The sequence below is a fragment of the Caulobacter sp. Root655 genome (assembly GCF_001427665.1).
Classification (GTDB): Bacteria; Pseudomonadota; Alphaproteobacteria; order Caulobacterales; family Caulobacteraceae; genus Caulobacter.
Genome location: NZ_LMHC01000021.1, coordinates 494,026 through 508,859, shown reverse-complemented (window position 1 = coordinate 508,859; position 14,834 = coordinate 494,026). Strand labels below are relative to the sequence as shown.

Here is a 14,834-nt window from a genome sequence, read left to right as displayed (position 1 = left end):
GATGGGCTTCCTTCGCTTGGATGGGCGGCGCCTGTGATCAAGGCCAGCTGCGGCACGTGCGGGTCCTCCTGGAGGGCCACCAAAGCCCATGCCGCGACCGAGTCCCTCCCTCACGCGACGGCGCCGGCGCTAATCACATGGGTGATAAGATTCAGACGAGCGTCTCGAGCGCCTGACGGCTGAAGCCGACCAACTGCCCAGCCTCGGAGTCGCGGACCTTCTCCACCCAGAGCGGATCGGCCAGCAGGGCGCGACCGACGCCGACCAGATCGAAATCGCCGCGTTCCAGCATGACCTCCAGCTTGTCGAGGGAAGATGCGCCTACGACCTCGACGCCTTCGTGCAAGGACGCGACGACGTCGCCATCGAGTCCGACGGACCCAACGGTCATGGTCGGCTTGCCCGAGAGCTTCTTGGTCCAGCCGGCAAGATTGAGCGGAGACCCCTCGAACTCAGGCTCCCAGAACCGGCGCTGCGAACAGTCGAACACATCGACGCCAGCGTCGACGAGCGGTTCCAGGAAGGCGGCCAGCTCATCGGGCGAGCGGCAAAGCCGCGCCTTGTAGTCCACCTGCTTGAACTGCGAGAATCTGAAGAAGATCGGAAAGTCGGGACCGACGGCGGCCCGGCAGGCCGAGATGACTTCGATCGTGAAGCGCAGGCGTCCGGTGAGATCGCCGCCGTAGCGGTCGCTGCGCTGGTTGGTGCTCGACCACAGGAATTGGTCGATGAGGTAGCCGTGCGCCCCGTGCACCTCGACGCCGCTCGCCCCGATGGCGACGGCGTCCCCCGCGGCCTTGGCGTAGGCCTCGATCACCGTCGCGATCTCCGCTTCGGTCGCGGGCGCGCCGAAGGTGATTCCGGGCTGATAGATCCCCGACGGCGACAGCGAGGGGATGTCCGAATTCGGTGGGGCGGGCGTCATCGAGCGGTGGCCGCCCATGTGCCAGAGCTGCGGGATGAATGCGGCCCCGGCCGCCTTCACCAACTCGGCGACCACCTTCCAGTTGTTCAGGGCCGGTCCGTGGAAGTGCGGAATGTCGGGGTGATCGATCGCGGCGGGGTGATCGATGGCGACCCCTTCGGTGATGATGACGCCAACACCGGCTTCGGCGCGTCGGCGATAGTAGTCGGCGACCTTCTCGGTCGGGAGGCCGCCGGGAGAAAAGCGGCGCGTCATCGGCGCCATCACGGTGCGGTTCCTCAGCTGAAGCCCCGCCACGGAGATCGGCGCGAAGAGAGCGGAAGCGGACACTGCGGATCCTCCCGGGTGCGAATGGAACGCCCCGAAACGCTGCGCCCGGGCCCGGTCGAACGACTAGGCGGAAGCGGCGGCCGATCGCACCAAAGTTCACTTCGAGGCCACAGGCATCACTCACGTGATTTGTCGGCGCTACGGGTCGCCAAACGCCACTTGGACCGTGGTCGCCCAATAGACCTTCCGGGAAAGAGACTTGGGAGGCCGCCGTGAACTGGAACTATGGAGACATTCTCGATGCGGTGGCGCGCGTCGTGCCGCCGGAGCGGCCGGCCCTGATCTGGCGCGACACGGTGGTGACATGGGAGGAGTTCGACCGTCGCACCAACAATCTGGCCAAGACGCTTGTCGACCTTGGCCTGGAACCGGACGCACGAGTGGGTATCCTGTGCCGCAATCACCCAGCCTACATGGAGTTCCTCGTCGCTGGGGTGAAGGCGCGCCTGCTGACCGTCAATCTGAACTACCGCTACACGGCCGACGAGATCGCCTACGTGCTCGCCGACTGCGGCGCCACGGCGCTCTTCTATCAATCGGACTTCGACGAGATGCTGGAGCCGCTGCAAGCGCGGCTTGCGGGCGTAAGCACCTGGGTGCGGATCGAGAGCGAGCGATCGCCGCAGGTCGCGCCCCGGGGCGTTCTATCCTACGAGACCCTGGCGCGAGACGGCGACGGGCAGCCGCTGGTCATCACGCGCTCCCCCAACGACGGCTATCTGCTCTACACTGGCGGAACCACCGGCAAGCCCAAGGGTGTCCACTGGTCGACCGGCCAGGCGCGCCGCGTTCAACTTGAGTCGCCACTGATCCCGCGCGTGCCGCTCTCCATGGAGGAGCATGCCGACATCGTGCGCTCGACGACCTCGCCCAGCCGCATCGTTCCAGCCTGTCCGCTGATGCACGGGTCGGGCAGCAATGCGGCGATGGGCGACTTGCTCAACGGCGGCGCGGCGATCATCCTGTCCAGCGACAGGTTCGACGCCGATCACCTCTGGCGCGAGGTGGAAAAGCACCGCGCCACCCGGATCGCCATCGTCGGCGACGTCTTCGCCAAGCCCATGCTCAAGGCCCTGGACGCGGCCCCCGGCGCCTACGATCTTTCCAGCCTGAAGGTCATCAGCTCGGCGGGCCTGACCTGGTCCAAGGAGGTCAAGGAAGGGCTACTGCGTCACCTGCCAAACCTCACCCTTGTCGACATCCTCGGCGCGTCCGAGGCCTCGGGGCTCGGCTATTCGGTGGCCAAGGCCGGTCAAATTCCAGAGACCGGGGTTTTTGACGCGGCCGCCTTGACGGTGCTGATCGATCCGGACACTGGCGCGGTGATGCCCAAGGATCGGCCCGCGGAGGGGTTCATCGCCAGAAGCGGGTCCATGGCGCTAGGCTACTTCGGTGACCCCGAAAAAACCGTGGCGACCTACCGCATGATCGATGGCGTTCGCTACGCCGTGCCGGGCGACTTTGCCCGGTGGATGCCACCCAACCAGTTCATGCTGATTGGTCGCGGCAACCTGTCCATCAACACGGGCGGTGAGAAGGTCTTCCCCGAGGAAGTCGAGGAAGCCCTGAAGTTGCAGCCCGGCGTCGGCGATGTGCTCGTCGTGGGGCAGGCGAACGAGACCTGGGGAAAGATTGTCGTGGCCATCCTCAAGCCCGACGGCGAGTTTGACGAGGCGCGGGTGAGGGCGGGCCTGGCCCAGACCCTGTCCAGCTACAAGCATCCCAAGCGCTTCATCCTCGTCGACAATGTGCCACGGCACGAAAGCGGGAAGGCCGATTATCGCACGGCCAGCGCGCTCGCGGCCGAGGCGCCCTAGCCGCGGGTAGTCGGCGGCCAGGCGTTCATCGACTGGCTGCCGATCGCCAGAAGCTCGCCAGTCTGGGCGAAGAGGCGAATGTCCCCGTGGGCAAAGCCCGCATGGATGGCCTGAATGGACGCGTCGCACAGGATCCATTCGGTCTCGACACGACGCACGACTCTCAGCGTGTTGTCGAGGCTCACACCGCCCAAGCCCCCGCCGAGCGCCTTGCCGAGGGCGTAGGGCAAGAAATCGGCGAACAACGCCAGCAAACTGATGTCGATCGGCAGGGCTTGCCGCGCGCGAACCCAAAAGACAGCGCGCGAGCGTTCGGCCAGCCGCCCAGTCGGTTCGACCTCGGCGAACTCGCCCGGCACTATGCGCATCTCCAAGGTTTCCAGCAGCGTGTCAGGCGCCTGGCTGTGGGGCCAAAGTCTCGCGGGCTGGCAGTCTTCGGGCGGGGGCGCATCCGGGACGCGGTCCCAGGTGCGCTCCGTCGGTTCTTCTCGCGCGCCGAGCGCGGCCGACACCAAGAAGACGAGTCGATCGTTCACGCGTCCGACGACGCGGGCCTGCGAGACCGTCCGGCCCGACGATGGGACCTCGACGTGCAGCTCGAGCAACTCGTCCGGACGGACAGGCCCCAGGAATTGAGCCGCCGACCAGATCACGGGACGTTGGAGATCGTCCTCGAGCACCGCCAGGGCGGCGCCGAACAGCACGCCGCCGAACACGAAGAGATTGCCGGGCGGGCCGACGCAAAGCCGACGTTCCGTCCCCATGACCTTTACTGGCGAGCCCGGGGCGGCGGCGAACGCCATCAGCCGCTGACGCGCCGCCGGCTCCGAACCAACGGTCTGGTCGCGCGCATTGTCGCCGTTCATTCCGTCTCTCCTCACGCAGCCCCCCAAGTCTCCAGTGTCAGCCATGAAGTCGGCGGGTGAGGTCGATCAAGCAAGGCGCGCGCCGACGGCGAACAGACACATCCGTGATGTTCGCGCCTGGCTAGCCCTCTGACTGGTCGAAGAGGGGCAGGGGCGAGGACACAGGTGATCGTTCCTCAGGGAGATCGCCATGACCGCGTCGAACCAACCGACCGCAAGCCTTCAGCCTTCTCGCATCGACGCGCTCGTTATCGGCGCGGGCTTTGGCGGGATGTACGCCGTCCACAAGCTCAGTGGAATGGGCCTGACCGTCCAAGGGATCGAGGCCGGCGGCGACGTCGGCGGCGTGTGGTACTGGAACCGTTATCCGGGCGCCCGGTGCGACCTGATGAGCCTCGACTACTGCTACTCGTTCTCTCCGGAGATCGAGCAGGACTGGACATGGTCAGAGCAGTTCGCCGCCCAACCGGAAATCCTGGCCTATGCCAACTTCGTGGCCGATCGCCTCGGACTGCGCCGACGCTTCCTCTTTGAAACCCGCGTCACGGGCGCGACCTATGACGATGCGACCCGCATCTGGCGGGTCACAACGGACGACGGCCGGATCTTCGAGGCGACCTACTGCGTGATGGCGTCGGGGCCGCTGTCGATTCCCAAGGGCGTTCCGTTCGACGGCGCCGAGGTTTTCAAGGGCGAGATCTTGCTGGCGGCCAAGTGGCCGCATGAGCCGGTCAGCTTCGCGGGCAAGCGGGTTGGCTTGGTCGGCACCGGGTCGACCGGTGTCCAGATCGTCCCGGAGGTCGCAAAGACCGCCGACGCCCTGACGGTGTTCCAGCGCACGCCGAGTTTTAGCCTGCCGATGCGCAATGTGGCGCTGGAGCCTGACTACGTCGCCGAGATCAAGCGCAACTACGCTAGCATCCGCCAAGCCGCGCGCAACAGCCCGCTGGGCGGTGTGAGGCCGCAATCCACCCGGCCATTCTTCAGCGTCACCCCCGACCAGCGTCGCGCCTTGATGGAGGATTCCTGGGCGCGTGGCGGGCTGTCGTTCCTGGGAACCTTCTCGGACCTTCTGACCAATCCGGAGGCCAACGAGCAGGTCGCCGAATTCGTCCGCGACAAGATCAGCGAGGTGGTCGTCGATCCGCACACCGCCGAAAAACTGAAGCCGCGGGGCTACCCGATCTTCGCGCGTCGGCCCTGCCTGGACACCCAATACTACGAGACCTTCAACCTGCCGCACGTCACGCTGCATGACTGTCTCGAAAGCCCGATCATCAAGATCACCGAGGCGGGCCTGCTGACGAGCGTCGGCGAGGTGGAGCTCGACGTCCTGATCTTCGCCACCGGCTACGACGGCCTCACCGGCGCGCTGCTGAACTTCGACGTCCGTGGCCGGGGCGGTCTCCAGCTGCGCGACAAGTGGCACGACGGCGCCGGGTCGCATCTGGGCCTGATGATGGCGTCCTTTCCGAACCTCTTCCTGGTGTGCGGCCCCAATGGCCCGGCGGCCCTGGCCAATATCATCACGCTCGACCAGCAGAACGTCGACTGGATCGCCGATGCGATCGCGCGCATGCGCCAGGACGGTCTTGCGACGATGGAGCCGACGGGCCGGGCCGAGCAGGGGTGGATGGACGCGGTCTACGGGTTGGCGGAACAGACCCTCGTATCGAAGGCCAATACTTGGTACGTCGGCGGCAACATCAGCGGCAAACCGCGCGGTCTGAGCATGTATACCGGCGGCTTCCAGCGCTATAGCGAGGCGTGCCGGCTGGCCGCGGAGAGCGGCTACGTCGATTTCGTCTTCGAGAAGGCCGCCGTCGAAAGCGCGCCCGGGAGCTTGGCGGTGGTCGGCGGCTAAGCCGCTGCCCTGCTCGAAAGAATAGGATGGCGGCGTCGCTGGTGAGCGACGCCGCCTTTTTTCCAGCCGCCGCGCTTGAGGGTTTCCCGGGCGATGATCAGCTGTTGGATCTGGCTGGCGCCCGCGCCTCTGAGCTTAGTGGCGGCCGCTATCGGACCTCGAGACGCCCGGGTCTCGATCTTGGGCGGGAAGGCGAGCGAGCCAGACCCGACCTGGGCAAGTTCGACCATAGGGCAGCCCAGCGGCTGGTTCGGGCGACATCGCCCGGCGCGAGACGGCGCCCACGACGAGAGCAAGCCCGCAGCGGGCGGCGCCAGTCCCCCCAAATATCGAGGATGAAATAACTGAAGCGTTTCCGGAGTCGTTGAGCCGGATTTCGTTAGGAGGCGCACAGACTGTTGTTCGCCACCGTCCTCGCCGCACTGGCGAGTAATAACAATCGGCACGCGCAAGTGCAGTGCCGAAAATTAGGGGGAATGAATACATGAAGTTGCATCGCCGAAATGCGCGAGTCCTCGCGAGCGGAGCGTCTGTTCTCGCCCTCATGATGGCTCTGCCGGCCCTGGGGGCCGAGACCACGCCAGCCGAGAATAAAACCGTGCTGGACGAGGTGGTAGTGACCGCTCAGCGCAAGGAAGAAACCTTGCAGAACGTTCCCATCGCCGTCTCGGCCTTCTCTCAGGCCTCGCTCGAGGCCCAAAAGATCGATGGCGGGGCGAACCTCCAGCGCGCCGTGCCCAATGTGACCTTCTCCAAGGGCTTCTATAGCGGCTACAATTTCCAAATTCGCGGGATTGGCACCAAGCAAACGGCGGTTACCGGCGACACCTCCACCGGCGTCCACCTGAACGGCGCGCCGTTGACCGAGAACCGTCTGTTCGAGGCCGAGTTCTTCGACGTCGAGCGGGTGGAAGTCCTGCGCGGCCCTCAGGGCACGCTCTACGGCCGCAACGCCACGGGGGGCGTGGTCAATGTCATCACCGCCAAGCCGACGGATCGTTTCGAGGGCGCCGTCCGGGCGGAGATCGGCAATTTCGACACCCGCAAGGTGCGCGCGATGGTCAACATTCCGCTCGTCGGAGACGCCTTGGCCCTCCGGGTGGCCGGGAGCTATCTCAAACGCTCCGGCTTCGCGACCAACCTGACCACCGGCAATGATATCGACGGCCGCGATCTCTACTCGGTTCGCGGCACCCTGGCCTTCAAGCCGGTCGACACCTTCAAGGCCCATCTCGTCTGGCAACACTTCGAGGAAGACGACAACCGCCTGCGCACCGGCAAGGGCCTCTGCACTCGCGACAACGGCCCCGCGTCGGTCGGCGGCGTGGCGGTCACCAACGCCGTCGTGCGCGGCTTCCTCAGCCAAGGTTGCACGAATGGCTCGATCTATGCCGACGCCGCCAAGGGCACGCCTAATTCGCTGTCGACCCTGTTTGGGCTGCTGGCCTATCGGGGCGGCCTGGCGAGCGGCGACCTCAGCGCCAACAGGCGCCAATCCGCCGATCTGAGCACGGTCGAGTCCTTGATCGACCCGAGCTACCGCGCCAAGGAGGATGTGCTGGAGTTCAGTGCGGCGTGGGACATTACGCCCGCCCTGCAGGTCAATCTCCTGACCTCCTACTACAAGGGCGACTACAATTCCCAACAGGACATGTACCGCTTCGGTTTTCCGACGGCGTTCAACGCCACGGCGACAGCGCCGGGCGGGGTCGTCAATGACCCGCAACTTGGGACAGCGAATACTCTTCAAGTTTACGACAACAACCTTCATCCTTCGAAGCAGTTCACGCAGGAGCTTCGGCTTCAATCGTCCTTCGACGGGCCGATAAACTTCAGTATCGGAGCCAATCACCTCGGCTACAAGACGACCCAGTACTTCTACATCCTGTCGAACGCCTTCACGAATTTTTCAAGGGTGGCCAATGGCGGGGCGACGTGCGCGCTGGGCGCCACCACCTGCATCTACATCAACCCGAATCCGGAGCCGGACCCGACCGGGCACGGCAACTATCTCAGCTATCAGCCCTATAAGCTGGATTCCAAGGCAGCCTTCGGCGAGGTTTACTGGGAGGCGACCGACGCCCTGAAGATCACCGGCGGTTTGCGCTACACCGAGGACTCCAAGACCCTCTACAGCTATCCAGTGAAGCTCCTGACGCCTGGCTCGGGCCTGACGCCTGGAGCGCCGGCCTCCTACAGGGCCGATTTCAGCGCGGTGACCGGGCGTCTGGGCGTCGACTGGAAGCCGGATCTGGCCTTTACCGACAGCACCTTGCTCTACGGCTTCTACTCGCGGGGCTACAAGGGGGGCGGTCCCAACAACATCGGCGCGGGTGGGATCGGGGCTCCACGACCGGTCTACGACCCGGAATTCGTCGACGCCTATGAAGTCGGCATGAAGAACAGGCTCCTGGGCGGCAGCCTGATGCTCAATCTCACGGGCTTCTACTACGACTACAAGGGCTACCAGATCTCCAAGTTCGTGAACCGGATCTCGGTCACGGAGAACATCGACGCCACCGTCGCCGGCTTCGAACTTGAAAGCATCTGGGAGCCGGTGCGCAATCTTCGGTTCAACCTCAGCGCGGGCCTCCTGAAAACCGAGGTCAAGAACGGCTCGTCCATCGATCCGGTCAACCGCACGCAAGGCGATCCGAATCTGACCCTGGTCAAGGGTTCGAACATGGCCGGGTGCGTCGCGCCGACCGCAGCCTTGGGCAACCTGCTGGCCATCATCCAGCAGCAGCCCGGCGCCGCGACCATGGCGGGGGTTTCAGGCAATCCGCTCGCGGTGCTTGGCGTTTGCTCTGGGACCTACGCGTCCCTTGGCGTGACCCCAACGGATGGGGTCGCGGCCAATCTTTCGGGCAAGGAATTGCCCAATGCGCCGCCCTGGACGGTGTCGCTGGGCGCTCAGTACACCTGGAATCTGCCCTCGGGCTGGGACACCACGCTACGCGCCGACTACTACCGTCAGGGCGACTCCTTCTCCCGCGTCTACAATACGACGGTCGATCGTCTCCGCGGCTGGGACAACGGGAATGTTTCGATCCAGGCAAAGAACGATGACCTGGGCCTGGAGATCGAGGCCTACGTGAAGAACGTGTTCAACGATCGCCCGATCACCGACACCTTCTTCGTCGACGAGGCCATGGGACTTCTGCAAAACGCCTTCCTCCTCGATCCGCGAACCTACGGCGTGTCGATCAGCAAGCGCTTCTGACCGGACCAAGTCGTCCGTCCAGCGACTCCCGGCGGCGGTCCTCGGACCGCCGCTCAGTTGAGATCCCGAACGTCGCGCGTCGCCGCCACGTTCGGGATCCGATTTTTCTAGCACCGATATTCCTGGGACAGAGATCATGCACCAACGCCTCGCTCCCGTCAGCGGGACGGCTCCTGACGTCACGCCGGGCTATCGGCGCTACGTCCTCGTCGTGTTGATGATCGCCTATGCCTTCAACATGCTGGACCGGCAGATCGTCACCATCCTGGCCGAGCCGATCAAACAGGACCTCCGGCTCGCCGACTGGCAACTCGGCGCCGTCACGGGGCTGGCTTTCGCCCTGTTCTACACCGTGCTGGGAATCCCCGTGGCCAGGTTGGCCGACCGCGGCGATCGGGTGGCCATCATCGCCGGCGCCCTAGTCGTCTGGAGCGGCTTCACCATCGCTTGTGGCTTTGCCCGCAGCTTTTCCGAGCTGCTCCTGATGCGGATCGGGGTGGCCACCGGCGAGGCGGGTTGCACGCCGCCGGCTCACGCGCTGATCACTGAATACGCTCCGAAGGAAAAGCGAGCCTCCGCGCTCGCCTTCTATTCCTTGGGCATTCCCCTAGGGTCCTTGCTGGGCCTGACCCTGGGCGGATTGCTGGCCGACAGCCTTGGCTGGCGAACCGCCTTCGCGCTGGCCGGCGCGCCGGGGCTCTTGCTGGCGGTCGTCGTCGCGTTGACCTTGAAGGAGCCGCGTCGCGCGCTGGTCAAGAGGGGAGCCCCGACGCCGACCTTAAGCCTTGGTGTCGCCATGGCGGAGCTACGGGCCAAGCGGTCCTTCTGGCTGGTGGCGGTGGCGGGCGGCTTCTCCTCGTTCGTCTTCTATGGTCATTCGGCCTTCTACGGTTCCTTCTTCCTACGCACGCACGGCGAGGCGCTTGGTCGTCTCGGCGAGCAGAGCGGGCTTGGTTCGATCGGCTTCCTAGGCGTCGCCCTGGGTCTGCTGGTCGGTGTGGGCACGGGCGTCGGGACCTATCTCGGGGGCGTGCTGGCCGACCGTGCGGCGAGGACGGATATCGTTGGCTATGCCCGACTTCCGGCCCTGGCGACCCTCTTCGGCGCGCCCGCCTTCGCCCTGGTCATGGCGCCGGCCTCCATTGAACTGTCGCTAGCCCTGGTGCTGCCGGCGGTGCTCGCCAACGGGCTGACGTTCGGCCCCGCCTTCGCCGCCGTGCAGAGCGTCGTGCGCGCCGAGGTGCGCGCGACCGCGGCCGCCGTGCTGCTGTTTCTCGTCAACATCATTGGCCTCGGGCTGGGACCTCTGACGATCGGCTTCCTGAGCGATCTCCTGGCGCAGCACCTTGGCGCCGAGGCGGGCCTTCGGTGGTCCATGGCGCTAATGGCTTCGATGATGCTGGTCGCCGCGTGCCTATTTGGCCTGGCGGCGCGGCGCATCCGCCAAGACGAGGTCGGTTAGGCCGAGCGCCGCGACAGGATCTGCATCGACATCGGATCGGATGGGCGCGCACATCGCGCCCGGGCCGCACCCGATCGCGCGGCCGATACGACGTTCTTCGCCACGCAAACCCCGCAGAACATATGACGCCGTGAGGACATGCGCCGTTCTCGCGAGTTTGGCGCCGACAATCGGATGAGGTCTTTCGTCGGCCTGGGCTCTAAGCCTACGATGTCCCACGTCTGGAGGGTTCATGACCCCCGATCCTCTCAAGGCGCGATCGCAGCCGCCGAAGCTGGACCTGCTGGCGTACGAGCCTGGCCTGCGGCGCTACTTCCGCCGCCGCGCGCCGGCCGCGCAGGTGGACGACCTCGTCCAGGAGGTCTTCGCGCGCCTCTTGAGCTTGCGCGATCCGGCGGCGGTGCTCGACCTGGAGCGCTACATCTTCGTCGTCGCCGCCAGCGTCCTCTCGCGCCAGTATCGCCGCCAGGAGCCCTGGGACGGCGTCGACGATCTGGAGGCGCTCAGTCCCGACGACGGGCTGACTCCCGAGCGTTCGCTGATCGGCAAGGAGGGGCTGGAAGCGGTCCTTGCGGTTCTGGACGCGTTGCCGGCGCGGACCCGGCACATCTTCCTGCTGCATCGTTTCGAGGAAATGACCTATCAGCGCATCGCGCGCGAACTGGGCGTGTCGGTCAGCGCCGTCGAGAAACATATGATGGCCGCCCTCAAGGCGCTGTTCCTGCGCGGGAGGTCGGACCGATGAGCATGATCCTGCAAGAGCGGGCGGGCGAGGTCGCCGAGTGGTTCGCGCGGCGTCGGGCCGGTCCGCTGACGCCGGAGGACGAGGCCGCGTTCCAGGCCTGGCTGGATGGGGCTCCGGAAAACCGGGCGGCTTTCGACGAGGCGTCGGCGCGTTGGGCGGGTCTGGACGGGCTGAGGGGGGATCCCCGCCTGATGCGCCTGCGCGAGGAAGCGCGATCGGCAGTGGGCTGGCGCAGGACGCGCCATCTGGCCGGCGCGATCGCCGCTTCCGTGGTTCTGGTGCTGGGCGGCGCGGCCCTATGGCAGGGCGGGGCATATCTGCTGAAGCTGGCCGCTCCGCAGCCGACGACCTACGTCACGCGGATCGGCCAGACCATGAGTGTCAGCCTGCCGGACGGCAGCCTGGCCATTCTCGACACCAATTCCGAGCTTCGAGCCTGGTCGCCGCGCAAGGAACGTCGCCTGGAACTGGTCCATGGGCGGGCCTTCTTCAAGGTCGCCAAGGACCCCACGCGCCCCTTCGTCGTGCAGGCCGGCGAGCACAGCGTGACGGCCCTGGGCACCCAGTTCGACGTCGATCTGCGCCCGAAGAGCTTCAAGGTGGTGCTGGCCGAGGGCCAGGTGCGGGTGCGCTCGGACCGCTCGGCGGCCGGACCCGCCACGTCCGTCGACATGAACGCGGGCTATCAGTTGGTGGCTGGCGAGGGCGGCTGGAACCTGAGCCGCACCGACACGCGTAGCGCCGAGGGCTGGGTTTCGGGCCGCCTGGTTTTCGACGACGCGCCGCTGGGCGCGATCGCCGCCGAACTCAATCGCTATTCGGTCCAACCGATCGTGGTGGCCCCTGAAGTCGCCGGACGTCGCATGAGCGCGGTGCTTCCCGCCGCGGACCCCGGCGCTTTCATCGCGTCGGCCGAGGCCCTGGGGCTGGCGCGCCGCGCGCCCGGCGATCGCCATGGGCTGGTGGCGCCGTGAACTTTTTCGCGTGAGCCGCTGAGGTGTTTCGCCGACCTCGACTCTAACCCTGAAACGGCAGTCAACATGCCGTAGGGAGGGAACAGAGATGAAGCACCTTTCGAGGGGCGGCGTTGCGCCGTGGCTGATGGGGAGCGCCCTGGCGGCGCTGGTCACGACCGCGGCCCATGGCGAGACGCGCGCCTACCAGATCAAGTCCCAGGACCTGGCGCGGGCGCTGAAGGAGTTTGGCCTGCAGAGCGGGCGTCCGATCTCCTTCACCGAGGACCGCGTTCGCGGTCGCCGTTCGACCGAAGTCGTCGGGACCTATGACGACGAGGTCGCTCTCCGCCGCTTGTTGCAGAGCGCGGGCGGCCTGACCTTCGTTCGCGCGCAGAACGGCTTCGCCGTGGTTCCGGTCGACGGGCCCGAGATGATCAAGGTGGGGACCCAGGCCGCGTCCCCGGCGCCTTCGCAGGTCCGGGCCGAGGCCGCGCCCGAGCCGATCGCGGTGGAGGAGGTCCTGGTCACCGCGCAACGCCGCGCCGAGACCGTGCAGTCCGTCCCGCTGGCGGTGTCGGCGGCGACCGGCGAGTCCCTGGCCAGGCAGGGCGTCAAGAACATCGTCGACCTCTCGGGCCAGGCGCCCAGCCTGCAGATCAGCAATGGCGCCGGCGGCAACGCCCAGGTGTTCATGCGTGGTGTGGGCAGCACCAACACCACGGTGGTCGGCGACCCGGCCGTGGCCGTCCATGTCGACGGCATCTATGTCTCGCGCTCGAATGCGATCAGCGGACTGTTCTACGACCTCGACCGCGTGGAGGTGGTGCGCGGCCCCCAAGGCACGCTCTACGGCCGCAACGCCACGGCGGGCGCCATCAACGTCATCACCAACGCCCCCAAGCACGACTATGAAGGGGCGATGGACGTCGAGGTCGGCAACTACGCCGCCCTGACCACCACCGGCATGGTCAACCTGCCGCTGGGCGAAGCCCTGGCCGTTCGCGCCGCGTTCCAGACCAGCCGCCACGACGGCTATCTGAAGGCGGTCAACAAAGGTCCCGGAACCGGCGGCAACGATCGCAACGACCAGGACGACTCGTCGGTGCGGCTGTCGGCGCTCTATCAACCTAACGAGCGGCTGAAGATCCTGGTTCGCGGGGACTACATGCATCGCGGCGGCGCCGGCTTCGCCGACGTGGCCTTTCCGCTCGAAACCGGCGATCCCTATTCGACCTATGCGAAGGTCAATGTCTCGCAGGACAATACCTTCAAGAACATCACGCTCGAGGCCAGCTACGATTTCGACTGGGCGACCCTGACCTATCTCGGCGGTCACCGCGAGATGGAGGTCAACACGGTCGGTGAGAACCTGGCCTCGGATAATCACCGTCCGACTTACCAGACGCAGGATAACTGGAGCGAGACCCAGGAGCTGCGTCTGGGCGCCGACAGCGGCAAGCTCAAATGGGTGACCGGCCTCTACACCTTCGAGGAAAAGAGCGCGACCGACACCCGCGCCCTGCAGGCGAACGGCAACTACCTGGCCTTCCTCCAGCCCTACATCTTCTCCCGGTCCGTGGCCGCCTTCGGCCAGGCGACCTATTCGGTGACCGACAAGCTGCGGCTGACCGCCGGCGCGCGCTACACCCACGATCACAAGGGCCGCAACGGCAACACCTATCTGCTGAAGCCAGACTTCTCGACCCTGTCGCTGGTCGTCCGCAATCTTTCCGACGAGACGTGGAACGCGACCAACTGGAAGCTGGGTCTCGACTACGACCTGAGCGCCGCCTCGATGCTCTACGCCCTGGCTTCCACGGGCTACAAGGCGGGCGGCTATTTCGACGGCTTGCCGCCGAACGCCTATGAACCCGAGCACATCACCGCCTACGAAATTGGGTCGAAGAACCGGTTCCTCGATCGCCGGCTGCGTCTGAACCTCGCCGGTTTCTACAACGAGTACAGGGATCTCCAGGTCTCGGCGGTCGAGAACATCGCCGGGCAGAACGCGCTGGTGACCCGCAACGCCGGCAAGGCAGTGATCTACGGCGTCGAGGTGGAGAGCGACTTCAGGTTCACGCGCGCCGACGTCGTGGACCTGAACCTCTCGTGGCTGCACGCCCGGTACGAAACGTTCGTGCTTCCGCTGGGAGACCCCTTCGTCAACTACGCCGGCAACGCCTCGGTCGAGCGCTGCTACGCCGCCAACTACGCCCAGCCGTCCCCGCGGGCGGGCGACTTCGCCGGATGCCATATGGCGCGGACGCCGACCTGGAGCGTCACCGCCGGCTACGCCCACACCTTCGAACTGGCCAACGGCGCCAACCTGACCGGGCGGGTGCAGAGCCACTATGAGAGCGGGAAGGAGCTGGAGTTCCACGGCTTCGCTTCGAACCGCCAGAAGGCGTTCACCAAGACCGACCTGTCGCTGACCTACGTCAGCGAGGGCGGCGACTGGTCGCTGATGGCCTATGTCCGCAACCTGGAGGACGAGGCGGTGCGCACCAATTCGAACGCCAACGCCACGACGGGGGTCTCGACCAACGGCACGGCGTTCTACGCGCCGCCGCGCCTCTACGGCCTGCGGCTGTCGGCGAAGTTCAACTGAGCATAGGGGCGCTCGCCACCCCGCGGGCGCCCGGTTCC

At 66.1% G+C, this 14,834-nt stretch carries 9 protein-coding genes; 7 read left to right on the top strand and 2 right to left on the bottom strand.

Features of this window, described 5'->3' with window-relative positions; translation table 11 throughout:
• Positions 1 to 151 precede the first annotated feature (151 nt).
• Complete coding sequence (locus ASD79_RS13595; protein ID WP_056722472.1) at positions 152 to 1,255, bottom strand: NADH:flavin oxidoreductase; 1,104 nt, start codon at positions 1,253 to 1,255, stop codon at positions 152 to 154.
• Between the two features lie 212 nt (positions 1,256 to 1,467).
• Between ASD79_RS13595 and ASD79_RS13590 the strand changes: the two genes are divergently transcribed.
• Positions 1,468 to 3,072 carry an acyl-CoA synthetase gene (locus ASD79_RS13590; RefSeq protein WP_056722470.1) on the top strand — a complete coding sequence of 535 codons (1,605 nt, stop codon included), beginning with the start codon at positions 1,468 to 1,470 and terminating at the stop codon, positions 3,070 to 3,072.
• Here the strand turns inward: ASD79_RS13590 and ASD79_RS13585 are convergent.
• The gene (locus ASD79_RS13585; protein WP_082584923.1) at positions 3,069 to 3,938 is read right to left on the bottom strand and encodes an acyl-CoA thioesterase II; all 870 of its coding nucleotides are present in this window, start codon (positions 3,936 to 3,938) and stop codon (positions 3,069 to 3,071) included. The two genes, ASD79_RS13590 and ASD79_RS13585, sit on opposite strands and share 4 nt — an antisense overlap.
• Positions 3,939 to 4,128: 190 nt before the next feature.
• On the opposite strand from ASD79_RS13585, the gene ASD79_RS13580 reads away from it, so the two are divergent.
• The 6 genes from ASD79_RS13580 to ASD79_RS13555 all read left to right on the top strand — a co-directional run bounded on the left by ASD79_RS13580 (position 4,129) and on the right by ASD79_RS13555 (position 14,796).
• Positions 4,129 to 5,802: an NAD(P)/FAD-dependent oxidoreductase gene (locus tag ASD79_RS13580; RefSeq protein WP_056722468.1), complete on the top strand. Its 1,674-nt coding sequence runs from the start codon at positions 4,129 to 4,131 to the stop codon at positions 5,800 to 5,802.
• Positions 5,803 to 6,346: 544 nt separating this feature from the next.
• Entirely contained in the window at positions 6,347 to 9,025 is a 2,679-nt protein-coding gene (locus tag ASD79_RS13575) for a TonB-dependent receptor (protein ID WP_368664864.1), read from the top strand.
• A gap of 136 nt (positions 9,026 to 9,161) precedes the next feature.
• Positions 9,162 to 10,487 carry an MFS transporter gene (locus ASD79_RS13570; protein ID WP_056722464.1) on the top strand — a complete coding sequence of 442 codons (1,326 nt, stop codon included), beginning with the start codon at positions 9,162 to 9,164 and terminating at the stop codon, positions 10,485 to 10,487.
• Positions 10,488 to 10,719: 232 nt separating this feature from the next.
• Complete coding sequence (locus tag ASD79_RS13565) at positions 10,720 to 11,232, top strand: RNA polymerase sigma factor (protein ID WP_082584922.1); 513 nt, start codon at positions 10,720 to 10,722, stop codon at positions 11,230 to 11,232.
• Positions 11,229 to 12,206, top strand: coding sequence for a FecR domain-containing protein (locus ASD79_RS13560; protein ID WP_082584921.1), 978 nt, complete (start codon positions 11,229 to 11,231; stop codon positions 12,204 to 12,206). Before ASD79_RS13565 ends, ASD79_RS13560 begins: the two co-directional genes overlap by 4 nt.
• Positions 12,207 to 12,294: 88 nt before the next feature.
• Entirely contained in the window at positions 12,295 to 14,796 is a 2,502-nt protein-coding gene (locus ASD79_RS13555) for a TonB-dependent receptor (protein WP_235524445.1), read from the top strand.
• Positions 14,797 to 14,834 lie beyond the last annotated feature (38 nt).

What these genes read in the sequence shown, in the direction of transcription:
- ASD79_RS13585 (WP_082584923.1), bottom strand. Translation starts at nt 3,938, where the DNA reads ATGAACGGCGACAATGCGCGCGACCAGACCGTTGGTTCGGAGCCGGCG.
- ASD79_RS13580 (WP_056722468.1), top strand. Translation starts at nt 4,129, where the DNA reads ATGACCGCGTCGAACCAACCGACCGCAAGCCTTCAGCCTTCTCGCATC.
- ASD79_RS13575 (WP_368664864.1), top strand. Translation starts at nt 6,347, where the DNA reads ATGATGGCTCTGCCGGCCCTGGGGGCCGAGACCACGCCAGCCGAGAAT.
- ASD79_RS13570 (WP_056722464.1), top strand. Translation starts at nt 9,162, where the DNA reads ATGCACCAACGCCTCGCTCCCGTCAGCGGGACGGCTCCTGACGTCACG.
- ASD79_RS13565 (WP_082584922.1), top strand. Translation starts at nt 10,720, where the DNA reads ATGACCCCCGATCCTCTCAAGGCGCGATCGCAGCCGCCGAAGCTGGAC.
- ASD79_RS13560 (WP_082584921.1), top strand. Translation starts at nt 11,229, where the DNA reads ATGAGCATGATCCTGCAAGAGCGGGCGGGCGAGGTCGCCGAGTGGTTC.
- ASD79_RS13555 (WP_235524445.1), top strand. Translation starts at nt 12,295, where the DNA reads ATGAAGCACCTTTCGAGGGGCGGCGTTGCGCCGTGGCTGATGGGGAGC.